Genomic DNA, 14,409 nt, shown 5'->3' with positions numbered 1-14,409 from the left:
CGTACCGGGGGGAGTGACCACCGTGCGGGACGCGGCCGGCAAGCCCGAGGGCCACCGTGCGTAAACCGGTGGTGGCACGGAGGTAGTTTCCGGTACGGGTGGCGGGGAAACCCATGCTGCCGTGCTGTTGAAGAGGAGAAGGGCCCGCGCCGGCGCGCGGGCCCGTCACGCCGCCGAGCGCACCGTCGACTGGGCCGACGGGCGGCTGCCCGTGTCCGAGGGCGGGGGGCTGCTGCGCAAGGCCTTCCCCGAGCACTGGTCGTTCCTGCTGGGCGAGATCGCCCTCTACAGCTTCGTCGTCCTGCTGCTGACCGGGGTCTGGCTGACCCTCTTCTTCCATCCGTCGATGACGGAGGTCGTCTACGACGGCTCGTACGAGCCGCTGCTCGGCGTGAGCATGTCGGAGGCGTACCGCACGACGCTCGACATCAGTTTCGACGTGCGCGGCGGGCTGCTGATCCGCCAGCTGCACCACTGGGCGGCCCTGGTGTTCCTGTCGGCCATCGGGGTGCATCTGCTGCGGGTCTTCTTCACGGGCGCGTTCCGCCGCCCCCGTGAGGTCAACTGGCTGATCGGCGTCACGCTGTTCGTGCTGGCGCTCGTCGAGGGCTTCGCCGGCTACTCGCTCCCCGACGACCTGCTGTCCGGTACGGGACTGCGCATCGCGCAGGGCATCATGCTGTCCATCCCCGTGGTGGGCACGTACATCAGCATGTTCGTGTTCGGCGGCCAGTATCCCGGCCACGACTTCGTCCCACGGCTTTACTCGGTGCACATCCTGCTGGTCCCGGGACTGCTGCTGGCGCTCGTCACCCTCCACCTCGTGCTGGTCTTCTATCTGAAGCACACGCAGTGGGCGGGCCGGGGCCGCACCGACCGCAACGCCGTCGGCAAGCCGCTGTTCCCGCAGTTCGCGGCGAGTTCGACCGGCCTGTTCTTCATGGTGTCCGGGGTCCTGACGGTCCTCTCCGCGGTGGCGCAGATCAACCCCATCTGGGCGTACGGCCCCTACCGCACCGATGTCATCTCGACGGGCTCGCAGCCGGACTGGTACGTCGGCTTCCTGGAGGGCTCGCTGCGCCTGATGCCGCCCTTCGAGACGGTGGTGGCGGGGCACACCGTGATGTGGAACGTGCTGGTTCCGGCGGTGCTGCTGCCGGGAGTCCTCTTCGCCGTGCTGTACGCGTACCCGTTCTTCGAACGGTGGGTGACGGGCGACCACGAGGAGCACCACCTGTGCGACCGGCCCCGCGACAAGCCGGTGCGGACCGGCCTGGGCGTCGCCGCGATCGTCTTCTACGCGGTGCTGCTGCTCGCCGGCGGCAACGACATCATCGCCCACACGTTCGACGTCTCGCTGAACCTGCTGACGTGGGTGTTCCGGGTCTGTCTGGTGGTGCTGCCGCCGGTCGCCTTCATGGTGACCAAGCGGGTCTGCCTGGCGATGCAGGAGTCGGAGCGCGAACGGCTGGCCGAGGGCGAGGAGACGGGCGAGCTGCGGCAGACCCTGGCGGGCGGCTACGCCGAGAGCCATGAGCCGCTCGGTGCCGAGGAACGGTACGTGCTGCGGGCGCGCAGGGAGCCCGAGCCGCTCGCGCGGACCGCGCCCGACGCGGAGGCGCCGCACGTCGGGCGGCTGCGGGCGACGCTCAGCGAGTGGTACTACGGGGACCGGGTCGACGTCGAGGAGCCGGAACGGGAGTCCTCCTCCTCGGGCGAGCTGGGGCGCTGAGCGCCCCGGCCGGCGTACTGGAAGACCAGTCCGAAGACGGCGAGGGCGAGCACGCCGAAGCCGATCAGGGCGAGCCACAGGCCGAAGACGATGCCGAGCGCGATCACGACCGCGCCCAGCGCGATGGTGATCGGCCACGGGCTGTGCGGCGGGAAGAAGTCCAGCGGGCCCGCGGAGTCGGCGACCTCGGCGTCGTCGAGGTCCTGGGCCCGCGGTCCGCGCTTGTGGTGCTGCACACGGAAGAAGAAGGCGACGAGCGAGGCCATCAGGAAGGCGACGGTCAGGGCGGCGGTGCCGGCCGGCTCGGCCGACCACCAGCCGTAGAGCACGGCGGTGGCGGCGAAGAAGAGCGCCACACCGGTGAACAGACGGGCTTCGGTCCTCACTGCACGTGCCTCTGGTCGTGTCGGGTGATCTCGGGGTGGTGCAGGTCGAACGCCGGGGACTCGGAGCGCACCCGGGGCAGCGACGTGAAGTTGTGGCGCGGGGGCGGGCAGGAGGTGGCCCATTCGAGGGAACGGCCGTAACCCCAGGGGTCGTCGTGCTCCACCGGGGTGCCGTACTGGCGGGTGCGCCAGACGTTGTAGAGGAACGGCAGCGTGGACAGGCCCAGCAGGAAGGCGCCGACGGAGCTGATGGTGTTGAGGGCGGTGAAGCCGTCCGCGGCCAGGTAGTCGGCGTAGCGGCGCGGCATGCCCCGCTCACCGAGCCAGTGCTGGACGAGGAACGTGGTCTGGAAGCCGACGAAGAGGGTCCAGAAGTGGATCTTCCCGAGGCGTTCGTCGAGGAACTTGCCGGTGAACTTGGGCCACCAGAAGTAGAAGCCGGCGAACATCGCGAACACCACCGTGCCGAACAGTACGTAGTGCAGGTGGGCGACGATGAAGTACGAGTCCGTCAGATGGAAGTCCAGGGGCGGCGAGGCGATCAGGACACCGCTCATGCCGCCGAGCAGGAACGTCACCAGGAAGCCGATCGACCACAGCATGGGTGTCTCGAAGGACAGCGAGCCGCGGATCATCGTGCCGATCCAGTTGAAGAACTTCACGCCCGTGGGCACCGCGATGAGGAACGACATCACCGAGAAGAACGGCAGCAGCACGGCTCCGGTGGCGAACATGTGGTGGGCCCACACCACCGCGGAGAGCATGGTGATGGCGATGGTGGCGCCGATCAGCGTGACGTAGCCGAAGATCGGTTTGCGGCTGAACACCGGGATGATCTCGGAGACGATACCGAAGAACGGCAACGCGACGATGTACACCTCGGGGTGCCCGAAGAACCAGAACAGGTGCTGCCACAGCAGCGCCCCGCCGTTCGCGGCGTCGTAGATGTGCGCGCCGAACTTCCGGTCGGCCTCCAGCGCGAACAGGGCGGCCGTGAGCACGGGGAAGGCGGGCAGCACCAGGATCGACGTGAACAGCACGTTCCAGGTGAAGATCGGCATCCGGAACATGGTCATGCCGGGCGCGCGCAGACACACGATGGTGGTGATGAAGTTGACCGCGCTGAGCGTGGTCGACACACCGCTCACCACCAGGCCCATGGTCCACAGGTCGCCGCCCGGCCCCGGGCTGAACGCGGAGCTGTTCAGCGGTGCGTAGGCGAACCATCCGAAGGAGGCGGCCCCGCCCGGGGTCAGGAACCCGGACACCACCACCAGGCCGCCGAACAGGTACATCCAGTAGGACAGCGCGTTGAGCCGGGGGAACGCCATGTCCGGGGCGCCGATCTGGAGCGGCATGACGGCGTTGGTGAACCCGGCGAACAGCGGGGTCGCGAACAGCAGCATCATGACGGTGCCGTGGACGGTGAAGAGCTGGTTGTACTGCTCGGCGGAGAACAGCTGCAGCCCGGGGCGGGCGAGCTCGGTGCGCATCAGCATGGCCAGCACGCCGCCGAAGAGGAAGAAGCCGAACGACGTGGTCATGTAGAGATTCCCGATCACCTTGTGATCGGTCGTCTTCGCCCACCGCGCCAGCGCCCGCCCGAGGGTGCGGCCGGTCCGCTGCCGCGCCGGTGTCCGGCGCGGCGGCTCGGTCTTTCTGTCCACCGCCATGCGGCGGAGGGTACCCAGGGGTCCGGGCACCGGCCGTACGGCCACGCCGCAGCGGCGTCAGGTGTCGCGCCCCTCGTCGGCGGGGAACACCTCCTCCGTGTGTTCGCCCAGCTCAGGCGGTGCGAGCAGGTACTGCGCCGGCGTCGCCCCGAGACGGATCGGGTGGGCCACCTGGCGGGTACCGCCGGCGTCCACGACGGCCTCGACACCGAGCCGTTCGGCGTAGTCGAACGCCTCGTCGAGGGCGTTGACCGGCCCGGCCGGCACCCCGGCGGCGGGCAGGACGCCGGCCCAGTGGTCGGCGGTGCGGGTGCGCAGCAGGTCCTCGAGGAGCGGGCGGAGTTCGCTCCGGTGGGCGACGCGGTCGGGGTTGGTGCGAAACCGCTCGTCGCCGGCGAGTTCCGGCCGTCCCAGCAGGGCGGCCAGCGCGGCGAACTGCCGGTCGTTGCCGACGGCGAGGGCGATCGGGCGGTCCGCCGTGGGGAAGGTCTCGTACGGGGCGATGCTCGGGTGGGCGTTGCCGAGCCGTCCCGGGACGACGCCGGCGGACACGTAACCGGAGGACTGGTTGGCCATCGCCGACAGCAGCGAGCCGAGCAGGCTGACCTCGACGAGCTGTCCCCGGCCGGTCCGCTCCCGGTGGCGCAGCGCGGCCAGGATGCCGACGACCGCGTGCAGTCCGGTGATGACGTCGACGAGGGCGACGCCGGTCTTGAGGGGTTCCCCGTCGGGCTCCCCCGTGACGCTCATCAGCCCGCCCACCGCCTGCACCAGGAGGTCGTAGCCGGGCAGTGCCGCGCCGGCGCCGGTGCCGAAGCCGGTGACGGAGCAGTAGACGAGCCGCGGGTCGGCGGCGAGGAGCTCCTCGTGTCCGAGCCCGAGCTTCTCCATGGTGCCGGGGCGGAAGTTCTCCACCACGACGTCCGAGCGGGCGATCAGCGTGCGGGCCCGCTCGCGTCCCTCGTCGGTGGTCAGGTCGAGGGCGACGGACCGCTTGTTGCGGTTGACGCCCAGGAAGTACGTGGAGGTCCCGGAGGCGTCGGCCGGGGGTCGCCAGGCGCGGGTGTCGTCGCCGGTGCCGGGCCGCTCCACCTTGACGACCTCGGCGCCCAGGTCGGCGAGGAGCATCGTCGCGTACGGCCCGGCGAGCACGCGGGAGAAGTCCGCGATCCGCACGCCCCGCAGCGCTTGCGTGTCGTCCGTGTGGTGGCTCGTCGGCATGTCCGGTCTCCTCGTCGTCTCCGGTTCCCTCACGCTGGACACGGTGCCACCGGGGGACGGTCGGCAGGCAGGCGGGGTGGCGCGACCGCTTCCTCGCCGGTGCCGCCGGACGGGCCGGGCGGTCAGCCGGTGGGCACGGCGGCGGTGGGCACGGCGGTCGCCATGCCGGGGCAGTCGTCGCTGGACCGGCCGGCCAGCCGCCCGCCCGGCTGCTCCACGGTCACCTGCGCGCTCCCCAGTTCCGGGTCCTGGAGCAGTCGGGCACCGGCGACCGTGCAGGCCAGCTGGTCGACGGCCGTGCCGCTCAGTCCGGCGGCGGCCGGCGGGAGTTCGACGGTGACCGTCGCGCCGTCGGTCCGTATGGTGGGCGCGACGCCGGTCGGCGGAAGTTCGGTCGTCAGTCCGCGCTCGCGTTCCGCGGTGTCCGGGCCCTTGAACAGCATCAGTACCGTGCTGCCGAGTTCCGCCCCGCCGGGCAGCGTGCGGGAGACGGCGACCAGGGAACCGCCGGAGACGAAGTACAGCGGGACCGTGGCGGCCGGCAGGGCCCGGGGCTCCTCCGGCGTCCGGGTGGCGCCCGGCGGTTCGAGGACGCCGGTGGCGGGTTCGCCGGCCTCGACCACGCCGGTCGCGGGGATGTCGCAGGCGGACAGGGCGAGGCCCGCCGTCAGCAGGGCCGGCAGCGCGCGCCGGACGTTCATGCGCGGTCCTCCTTCGCCGGGTTCCCCGTTCCGTCCGCCGCGCCGTCCTGGCGCAGGGGAAGGACGACCGTGAAGACGGCGCCGCCGTCCGGATGGTTGCCCGCCCGGACGGTGCCGCCGTGCAGGCGCACGTTCTCCGTGGTGATGGCCAGTCCGAGCCCGCTGCCCTCGCTGCGGACCCGGGCGGTGTCCGATTTGTAGAAGCGGTCGAAGACGTGCGGCAGGACGCTGTCGGGGATGCCGTCCCCGCTGTCGCGGACCTCGACGACCGCCTGTGCGCCCGTTTCGGGGTCGTTAAGTCCGTAGAGGTGCAGGTGCACGGGGGGACGGCCGTGGCGCAGGGCGTTCGCGACGAGGTTGGCGACGACGACGTCGAGGCGGCGCGGGTCGACGCGGCCGCGCAGTGTGCCGGGTTCCGGCAGGACGGTCTCCACCGTGTGCGTCCAGCCGCGCGTGGCGAGGGTGCGCCGTACGGACTCGGCGAGGTCGATGTCGTCCAGGTGGAGGGCGGCCGCGCCCGCGTCGAACCGGGAGATCTCCATCAGGTCGTTCACCAGGCCGGCCAGTTTGGTGGTCTCCTCGCTGATGAGGCGGACGGCCGTCGCGGTGTCGTCGTCCAGGCCGGCGGCGTCCTCGTCCAGCACGTCGGTGACCGCCGTCATCGCCGCGAGCGGGGTGCGCAGTTCGTGCGAGACGTCCGCGGCGAAGCGCCGGGCACCGGCCTCCATGCGCCGCAGTTCCGCGACCGACCCCTCCAGCGCCTCGGCGGTCTCGTTGAAGGTGCGGGAGAGGTCGGCGAGTTCGTCGGTACCCTGCACGGCGAGCCGGGTGTCGAGCCGGCCCTCGGCGATGCTGCGGGTCGCCCGGCGCAGTTCCCGGACCGGCCGCAGCACCCCGCGCGCGGCCAGCAGGGCGAGGACGACGGCCAGGGCGAGGGCGGGCACGGTGGCCCGTTCGATGGCGGCGACCAGGGCGTCGACGTATCCCTGTTCCTCGTTCTGGGGCACGGTGAGGTAGACCTCGAGCCCGGAGGCGGGCTCGGAGACGGGGTACGGGCCGGCGAAGGTGACGGGCATGCCGACGACGAGGGAGGAGCGGCCGTCCCTCGTCACCCGCTGGAAGACCGTGGCGCGGCGCGAGCGCACCGACTCGCGCATTCCCGGGGACAGCTCGCCGAAGGCGTCGTCTGCGGCGGACGTGACACTCAGCTCCCGGTAGGCGGCCAGCACCCGCCAGTTCTGGGACCGTCCGCCGCGGGCCACGTCGGCGGCGAACGACTCCAGGTCGGACCGGTCGGGCGGGAACCGGTAGTTGGGCACCAGGGTGTTGACCCGGTCGCGGAAGTCCTCGATCACCGTGTCCTGGCTCTGCTGGAGGATGCCGGTCCGTGCCTCGCGGAAGGTCAGCGCACCGGTGGTCACCGTGGCCGCGGCGGCGACGAAGGCGAAGGCCACCACCAGCCGCAGGCGGAGTCCGCCCAGCGCGCGCAGCAGCTTCACCGCCCTCACCGGGGCCCGAACCGGTAGCCGAAACCGCGCACGGTGTGGATGTGGTGCGGCCGGTCCGCGGGCTCGCCGATCTTGGACCTGAGGCGCTTCACGCAGGCGTCCACGAGCCGTGCGTCCCCGTGGTAGTTGTGCTCCCACACGGCTTCCAGAAGCTGCTGACGGCTGAACACCTGGCCGGGCGAGGCGGACAGGGTGAGCAGCAGCCGCAGTTCGGACGGTGCGAGGGCGACGGGCCGCCCCTGGTGGGTGACGGTGAGTCCGGCGCGGTCGATGGTCAGGTCGCCGTGCTGCTCGGTACGCGGGCCGCCGTGGTCGTCCGGCGGGCCGCCCGCGCGGCGCAGCACCGCCCGGATGCGTGCGTCCAGCACGCGGGCGCGGACGGGCTTGACCACGTAGTCGTCCGCTCCGGCCTCCAGTCCGACGACGACGTCGGCGTCGTCGCCGCGGGCGGTGGCCATGATGATGGGCACCTGGTGGTGGTCGCGGATGCGGCGGCACACCTCCAGGCCGGACATGCCGGGCAGCATCAGGTCGAGGACGACGGCGTCGGGCCGGAACGTGCGCAGTTCCCGCAGCCCGTCCTCGCCGGTCGCGGCGGCGGCGACCTCGTGTCCCTGCCGGCGCAGGGCGAGGCGGACGCCCTCCCGGACGGCGCGGTCGTCTTCGATGATCAGGACCCGTGGCATGGGTCTCAGTATGCGTGGGGGCGAACGCGTGTTCGCGCACGGGTGGGCGGCTGTTACAGGACGGTCCACAAGCGGTCCACCGGCGATCACACGGCCGGGGAACGCTGCGTGATCATGAACGCGCACCGATCGAGTCCCTCACCGTCCGCCGACCAGGCCCGCCGGCGCCGGAGCGGCAGACGTGTCCGCCGCGCGCGGCGACGGAGGGCGCCGGCCCTCTGGGCGGGGTCGGCGGCCGCCGTCGTGCTGCTCGCCGGAGCGCTGGCCGTGAAGGGGAGCACCTCCGCCTCCGAACGTCCCGCCGGCGCCGCCGGTCCGGTCACGACGGTGGAGCCCCGGCCGTCCGCCGGCGCCTCCTCCCCGGCCGGGCGGCCCGCGCCGGGCACCGTGGCCGAGAAGAAGGACCCGGAGGTTCAGCCGGACGGCTCGGAGAGCCCCGACTCGATCCCGTCCTCGGGGCCCGGAACGTTCACCACCGCCGGGGGCGGCGGTGACCGGGCCGGCGGGAACGGGCGCACGCTGACCTATGTCGTCCAGGTAGAGGACGGCATCGGGGTGTCGGCGCGGGACGTCGCCGCCGAGGTCGAGCGGATCCTCGCCGACGACCGGGGCTGGACGGCCGACGGCGAGGTGGGGTTCCGCCGCGTGTCCGGCGGCGCGTCCGACTTCCGGGTGCGGCTCGCCACGGCGGGAACGGTGGACGACATATGCGGCCGGTACGGCCTGGACACGGGCGGCGAAGTCAACTGCAACGTCGGTCAGGACGTCATGGTCAACCTCAAGCGGTGGCTGCTGGCCACGCAGTACTACGCGGACGACGTGACGTCGTACCGGGCGCTCATCGTCAACCACGAGGTCGGGCACTTCCTGGGCCACGGCCATGAGGGGTGCCCCGGCCCGGGGCGGCCCGCGCCGGTGATGATGCAGCAGATCAAGGGACTGCACGGCTGCACCACCAACGTCTGGCCCTACGACGGCGACGGCCGGCCGATCACCGGCCCCGGCGTCGCCTGAGCAGTCCCGGCCCGCCCGCGCGGCAGTCACCGTCGGCCGTTTCGGGCGCGCGCGGCGCGGGCACCCGTGCCAGGCTCGGGAGGAGGGCACCGAGGGGCGTGGAGGTACGGGATGACCGAGAAGAGCGCCGGCGCCGCCCGCACCGGCGGCCGTGCGAAGCACGCCCACCGGCTCTCCGGCCCGGAGCCGGACGTGGCGGCCGCGGCCGGTCATCGCGATCCCCCGCCCCGCGTCGGCTTCTTCACCGACACCTCCGTGTGCATCGGCTGCAAGGCCTGCGAGGTGGCCTGCAAGGAGTGGAACGCCGTACCGGAGGACGGTCTGCTGCTCACCGGCATGTCCTACGACAACACGCAGGGGCTCGGCGCCGACACCTGGCGGCACGTCGCCTTCATCGAGCAGCGGGGGCCGTTCGGCGGCCGGGAGCCGGGGGCCGGCCACGGGGACGTCGACGTCTTCGCGGCCGCCCGGGGCCTGGGCGCCCTGCCCTCCTCCCCCGGCCCGGACGGGCGTACCGAGCTGCGCTGGCTCATGGCCTCCGACGTGTGCAAGCACTGCACCCACGCCGCGTGCCTGGACGTGTGCCCCACCGGCTCCCTGTTCCGCACCGAGTTCGGCACGGTCGTGGTGCAGGAGGACATCTGCAACGGCTGCGGCTACTGCGTGCCTGCCTGCCCCTACGGCGTCATCGACCAGCGGGAGGGCGACGGACGCGCCTGGAAGTGCACGCTGTGCTACGACCGGCTCGGCGTCGGCATGGAACCGGCCTGCGCGAAGGCGTGCCCGACCGACTCGATCCAGTTCGGCCCGCTGGAGGAGCTGCGGGAGCGGGCGGCGTCCCGCGTCGCGCGGCTGCACGCGGCCGGGGTGACCGACGCCCGGCTGTACGGGGAGAGCCCGGACGACGGTGTGGGCGGCGACGGCGCCTTCTTCCTGCTGCTGGACGAGCCGGAGGTGTACGGGCTGCCGCCCGACCCGGTGGTCACCACCCGGGACCTGCCCTCGATGTGGCGGCACGCGGCGATGGCCGCAGCCTCGCTGGCCGCGCTGGCCGTCGCCGGTTTCGCCAGGAGGCCCCGATGACCGGTTCGGACGTCACCCGCGACGGCGTCCAGGGCGCGCGGCCCGGACGGGACGCCCCGACGGCAGCGCACGCCGGGCGCCGCCGGCGCCGCCGTGGGCGCGGTGAGCAACCGATGGTGCCGGACGCCGAATTCTCCTCGTACTACGGCAAGCCGGTGCTGAACAGGCCGAACTGGGCGGCCCTCGACATCGCGGGCTACCTCTGGCTGGGCGGGCTGGCGGGCGCGTCGTCGCTGCTGGCGGCCGGCGGGCACGCCACGGGGCGTCCGGCGCTGGCGCGGACGGCGAAGCTGGGCGCGGCGGGCGCCGTCTCGCTGTCGCTGGGCGCGCTGGTGCACGACCTGGGCCGGCCCTCCCGGTTCCTCAATATGCTGCGCGTCTTCAAGCCCACCTCGCCGATGAACGTGGGCTCCTGGCTGCTGGCCGGTTATGCCCCGCTCACCATGGCCGCCGCGGCGGCCGACGTGAGCGGCCGCTTCCGGCCGGCCGGGTCCGCCGCCACGGCGGCCGCCTCGGTGCTCGGCCCGGCGGTCGCCACGTACACCGCCGTGCTGCTGTCGGACACCGCGGTGCCCTCCTGGCACGAGGGCTACCGGGAGCTGCCGTTCGTCTTCGCCGGTTCGGCGGCGACCGCGGCGGCGGGGCTGGCGCTGGCCGGTGTGCCGTCGGCGCAGACGGGGCCCGCGCGCCGGACGGCGGTGCTGGGGGCGGCCCTGGAGCTGGGTGCCTTCCGGCTGATGAAGCGGCGGATGGGGATGGTGTCCGAGCCCTTCGAGCAGGGCAAGGCGCGCGGACTGCTGCGCGCGGCGGAGACGCTGACGGCCGGTGGGGCGGCCCTGGCCGCCGTGGCGGGCCGTCGCCGCGCCCCGGCCGCGCTGGCCGGGGCGGCACTGCTGGCGGGTTCCGCGGCCCTGCGGTTCGGCGTGTTCCACGCCGGGGTGGCCTCGGCGGAGGACCCCCGGTACACCGTCGTCCCGCAGCGGGAGCGGCTGGAGGACGGCGCGGGCTGAGAGGTCCGCGCCTCGCGGGCCCGAGGTCCGCCGGACGGCGCGGCACGGATGGGAAGGCCGGAAACGGGACACCCGGGGCCGGCGGAGCACACCGAGGAAGGGCGGAGGACGACATGGGCGTACGCACCTGGATCGACTCCTGGCCGGTCTACCGTCAGCTCAAGGGCACCGACCCCCTGGGCCGCGGAGCCGCCGCCAAGAGCGGGACGACCGAACGGCTCACCCCCCGGGTGGCGTCGGCGGACCGGGTCGTGAAGTCCGTCTGCCCGTACTGTGCCGTGGGCTGCGGCCAGAACGTGTACGTCGAGGACGGGCGCGTCACCCAGATCGAGGGCGACCCCGACTCCCCCATCTCCCGGGGCCGGCTCTGCCCCAAGGGCTCGGCGAGCCTCCAGCTGACGACGGGCGGCGCCCGCGAGCACCACGTCCTGTACCGGCGCCCGCACGGCACCGACTGGGAGCGCCTGGACCTGGACACGGCGATGGACATGATCGCCGACCGGGTGATCGAGGCCCGGCGCGCGGGCTGGCAGTGGGAGGTCGACGAGACCCGTACCCGCCGCACGCTGGGCATCGCGAGCCTCGGTGGCGCGACGCTGGACAACGAGGAGAACTACCTGATCAAGAAGCTGTTCACCGCTCTGGGCGCGGTGCAGATCGAGAATCAGGCACGTGTTTGACACTCCTCCACCGTTCCCGGTCTGGGAACCTCGTTCGGCCGCGGCGGCGCGACCACCTTCCAGCAGGACCTGCAGAACTCGGACTGCATCGTCATCCAGGGCTCGAACATGGCCGAGTGCCATCCGGTCGGGTTCCAGTGGGTGATGGAGGCGAAGGCCCGCGGCGCGAAAGTGATCCACGTCGACCCGCGGTTCACCCGCACCAGCGCGCTGGCCGACGTGCACGTGCCACTGCGCGCGGGCTCGGACATCGCCTTCCTCGGGGGGATCGTCAACTACGTCCTCGGCCACGACAAGTACTTCCGCGACTACGTCGTCGCCTACACCAACGGTCCCGTCGTGCTGCGCGAGGACTTCCGGGACACCGAGGACCTCGACGGCGTCTTCTCCGGCCTCGACCCCGACAGCCGCAGCTACGACAACGGCAGCTGGCAGTACGAGGGCACGCAGATGCAGGCCGCCTCCGGTGAACGCGACCTGCAGTACCAGGACCGCACGGGCGGCGGCGCCTCGGTGACGGAGGCGGCACGCGGCGAGGCCCACGGCTCGGGCGGCGCCGACATCGGCGAGGGCGAGATCGAGCGGGACGAGACGATGACACACCCGCGCTGCGTCTTCCAGGTGCTCAAGCGGCACTACGCCCGCTACACGCCGGAGATGGTCGAGCGGATCTGCGGGGTGCCGCAGGACCTGTTCCGGCAGGTGTGCGAGCTGGTCACGGAGAACTCGGGCCGCGACCGGACCACCGCCTTCGCCTACGCGGTCGGCTGGACGCAGCACACGGTGGGCGTGCAGTACATCCGCGCGGCCTCCGTGCTGCAGAGCCTGCTCGGCAACATCGGCCGGCCCGGCGGCGGCATCCTGGCCCTGCGGGGACACGCCTCCATCCAGGGCTCCACGGACATCCCGACCCTGTTCAATCTGCTGCCGGGCTACATCCCGATGCCGCACGCGCACCAGCAGGAGGGCCTGGACGCGTTCGTGCGGGGCGAGGCGGCCCGCAAGGGCTACTGGGGCAACATGCGCGCCTACCTGGTGAGCCTGCTGAAGGCCTACTGGGGCGAGGCGGCGACGGCGGAGAACGACTTCTGCTTCGACTACCTGCCGCGGCTGACGGGCTCCCACTCGACGTACGAGACGGTCATGGCCCAGCTGGAGGGGACCTGCAAGGGCTACTTCCTGATGGGCGAGAACCCGGCGGTCGGCTCGGCCAACGGCAAGATGCAGCGGCTCGGGATGGCGAACCTGGACTGGCTGGTGGTGCGGGACTTCTCGCTCATCGAGTCGGCGACCTGGTGGAAGGACGGCCCGGAGATCGAGACGGGCGAGATGCGCACGGAGGACATCGGCACCGAGGTGTTCTTCCTCCCGGCCGCCGCCCACACCGAGAAGGACGGCAGCTTCACCAACACCCAGCGCCTGCTGCAGTGGCACCACCAGGCGGTCCGGCCGCCCGGCGAGGCCCGCAGCGACCTGTGGTTCACCTACCACCTGGGGCGGATCATCCGCCGAAAGCTCGCCGGCTCCACCGATCCGGCGGACCGGCCGATCGTCGACCTGACCTGGGACTACCCGGTCAAGGGCGAGCTGTCCGAACCGGACGCCGAGGCGGTGCTGGCCGAGATCAACGGCCATGACGCCGACGGCAACCCGCTGTCGTCCTACCAGCAGTTGAGCGACGACGGCTCCACGGTGTGCGGCTGCTGGATCTACTGCGGTGTCCGCGCCGACGGCGTCAACCAGGCCGCCCGCCGCACACCCGGGGAGCAGCAGGACTGGGTGGCCGCCGAGTGGGGCTGGGCGTGGCCGGCCAACCGCCGTGTGCTGTACAACCGCGCCTCGGCCGACCCGGACGGCAGGCCGTGGAGCGAGCGCAAGGCGCTGGTGTGGTGGGACGAGGACCAGGAGAAGTGGGTCGGGCACGACGTCCCGGACTTCGCCGCCGACAAGTCCCCCGACCACGTGCCGCCGCCCGACGCGACCGGGCCCGAGGCCCTGTCGGGCACCGACGCGTTCATCATGCAGGCCGACGGCAAGGCCTGGCTGTACGTGCCCTCGGGACTCACCGACGGCCCGCTGCCCGCGCACTACGAGCCTCAGGACTCGCCCTTCCCCAACCTGTTGTACGGCCAACAGCGCAACCCCGTACGACATTTGCTGCCGCCGCACCCGGACAACCGCTACCAGCCGAGCGCGGGCGCCCCCGGCTCGGAGGTGTTCCCGTACGTCGCCACCACGTACCGGCTCACCGAGCACCACACGGCGGGCGGCATGTCCCGCTGGCAGCCGTATCTGGCGGAGCTGCAACCGGAGTTCTTCTGCGAGGTCTCCCCCGAGCTGGCCGCCGAGCGCGCCCTGGAGCACACCGGCTGGGCGACGATCGTCAGCGCCCGCGGCGTGGTCGAGGCGCGGGTGCTGGTCACCGACCGCGTGGCGCCGCTGACCGTGCACGGCCGGACCCTGCACCAGGTGGGGCTGCCCTATCACTGGGGTCCGAACGGCTACAGCACGGGCGACGCGGCGAACGAGCTGCTGCATCTGTCCCTCGACCCGAACACGCACATCCAGGAGACGAAGGCGTTCGCCGTGGACATCCGGCCGGGCCGGCGTCCGAGGGGTCCGGCCGCGCCGGCGCTGGTGCGGGAGTACCGGGCGCGGGCGGGCATCGACGGGCACACCGGCACGGAGGTGTGACGGACGGGCGGTGGACGCGCG

Annotated in this window: 11 protein-coding genes; 5 read left to right on the top strand and 6 right to left on the bottom strand. The window is 72.6% G+C overall.

Translation table 11 applies throughout. The features are described 5' to 3' along the window. The first annotated feature begins 121 nt into the window (after positions 1–121). Positions 122–1,732, top strand: a complete 1,611-nt coding sequence (gene qcrB / locus ACIRG6_RS33955; RefSeq protein ID WP_403325514.1) for a cytochrome bc1 complex cytochrome b subunit — start codon at positions 122–124, stop codon at positions 1,730–1,732. Here qcrB and ACIRG6_RS33950 read toward each other — a convergent pair. The 6 genes from ACIRG6_RS33950 to ACIRG6_RS33925 all read right to left on the bottom strand — a co-directional run bounded on the left by ACIRG6_RS33950 (position 1,663) and on the right by ACIRG6_RS33925 (position 7,907). Then, positions 1,663–2,118, bottom strand: a complete 456-nt coding sequence (locus ACIRG6_RS33950) for a cytochrome c oxidase subunit 4 (RefSeq protein WP_318217236.1) — start codon at positions 2,116–2,118, stop codon at positions 1,663–1,665. The two genes, qcrB and ACIRG6_RS33950, sit on opposite strands and share 70 nt — an antisense overlap. Continuing rightward, complete coding sequence (ctaD, locus tag ACIRG6_RS33945) at positions 2,115–3,791, bottom strand: aa3-type cytochrome oxidase subunit I (protein ID WP_364681787.1); 1,677 nt, start codon at positions 3,789–3,791, stop codon at positions 2,115–2,117. Before ctaD ends, ACIRG6_RS33950 begins: the two co-directional genes overlap by 4 nt. A 57-nt stretch (positions 3,792–3,848) precedes the next feature. Continuing rightward, positions 3,849–5,012, bottom strand: a complete 1,164-nt coding sequence (locus tag ACIRG6_RS33940) for a CaiB/BaiF CoA transferase family protein (RefSeq protein WP_403325511.1) — start codon at positions 5,010–5,012, stop codon at positions 3,849–3,851. A 122-nt stretch (positions 5,013–5,134) separates the two neighbouring features. Then, positions 5,135–5,713 carry a hypothetical protein gene (locus ACIRG6_RS33935; protein ID WP_364681791.1) on the bottom strand — a complete coding sequence of 193 codons (579 nt, stop codon included), beginning with the start codon at positions 5,711–5,713 and terminating at the stop codon, positions 5,135–5,137. After that, the gene (locus ACIRG6_RS33930) at positions 5,710–7,206 is read right to left on the bottom strand and encodes a sensor histidine kinase (protein ID WP_364825431.1); all 1,497 of its coding nucleotides are present in this window, start codon (positions 7,204–7,206) and stop codon (positions 5,710–5,712) included. The genes ACIRG6_RS33935 and ACIRG6_RS33930 overlap by 4 nt, the downstream gene beginning before the upstream one ends. 11 nt (positions 7,207–7,217) lie before the next feature. Next, positions 7,218–7,907 (bottom strand): response regulator transcription factor, encoded by a 690-nt coding sequence (locus ACIRG6_RS33925; RefSeq protein WP_239767280.1) that lies wholly within the window; start codon positions 7,905–7,907, stop codon positions 7,218–7,220. A 114-nt stretch (positions 7,908–8,021) separates the two neighbouring features. Between ACIRG6_RS33925 and ACIRG6_RS33920 the strand changes: the two genes are divergently transcribed. The 4 genes from ACIRG6_RS33920 to fdh all read left to right on the top strand — a co-directional run bounded on the left by ACIRG6_RS33920 (position 8,022) and on the right by fdh (position 14,388). Beyond that, positions 8,022–8,921, top strand: a complete 900-nt coding sequence (locus ACIRG6_RS33920; RefSeq protein WP_403325508.1) for a DUF3152 domain-containing protein — start codon at positions 8,022–8,024, stop codon at positions 8,919–8,921. Positions 8,922–9,032: 111 nt separating this feature from the next. Continuing rightward, positions 9,033–10,004 (top strand): 4Fe-4S dicluster domain-containing protein, encoded by a 972-nt coding sequence (locus tag ACIRG6_RS33915; RefSeq protein WP_403325505.1) that lies wholly within the window; start codon positions 9,033–9,035, stop codon positions 10,002–10,004. Beyond that, positions 10,001–11,014 carry an NrfD/PsrC family molybdoenzyme membrane anchor subunit gene (nrfD, locus tag ACIRG6_RS33910; protein WP_365024385.1) on the top strand — a complete coding sequence of 338 codons (1,014 nt, stop codon included), beginning with the start codon at positions 10,001–10,003 and terminating at the stop codon, positions 11,012–11,014. Before ACIRG6_RS33915 ends, nrfD begins: the two co-directional genes overlap by 4 nt. Before the next feature lie 113 nt (positions 11,015–11,127). Further along, positions 11,128–14,388: a formate dehydrogenase gene (gene fdh / locus ACIRG6_RS33905; RefSeq protein ID WP_364825412.1), complete on the top strand. Its 3,261-nt coding sequence runs from the start codon at positions 11,128–11,130 to the stop codon at positions 14,386–14,388. Positions 14,389–14,409 lie beyond the last annotated feature (21 nt).

The sequence above is a fragment of the Streptomyces flaveolus genome (assembly GCF_044765825.1).
GTDB classification, from domain to species: Bacteria; Actinomycetota; Actinomycetes; order Streptomycetales; family Streptomycetaceae; genus Streptomyces; species Streptomyces flaveolus.
The sequence above is the reverse complement of the archived record's forward strand: the minus strand, read 5'-3'. Positions and strand labels throughout refer to the sequence as shown.

What these genes read in the sequence shown, in the direction of transcription:
- ctaD (WP_364681787.1), bottom strand. Translation starts at nt 3,791, where the DNA reads ATGGCGGTGGACAGAAAGACCGAGCCGCCGCGCCGGACACCGGCGCGG.
- ACIRG6_RS33940 (WP_403325511.1), bottom strand. Translation starts at nt 5,012, where the DNA reads ATGCCGACGAGCCACCACACGGACGACACGCAAGCGCTGCGGGGCGTG.
- ACIRG6_RS33935 (WP_364681791.1), bottom strand. Translation starts at nt 5,713, where the DNA reads ATGAACGTCCGGCGCGCGCTGCCGGCCCTGCTGACGGCGGGCCTCGCC.
- ACIRG6_RS33925 (WP_239767280.1), bottom strand. Translation starts at nt 7,907, where the DNA reads ATGCCACGGGTCCTGATCATCGAAGACGACCGCGCCGTCCGGGAGGGC.
- ACIRG6_RS33920 (WP_403325508.1), top strand. Translation starts at nt 8,022, where the DNA reads ATGAACGCGCACCGATCGAGTCCCTCACCGTCCGCCGACCAGGCCCGC.
- ACIRG6_RS33915 (WP_403325505.1), top strand. Translation starts at nt 9,033, where the DNA reads ATGACCGAGAAGAGCGCCGGCGCCGCCCGCACCGGCGGCCGTGCGAAG.
- nrfD (WP_365024385.1), top strand. Translation starts at nt 10,001, where the DNA reads ATGACCGGTTCGGACGTCACCCGCGACGGCGTCCAGGGCGCGCGGCCC.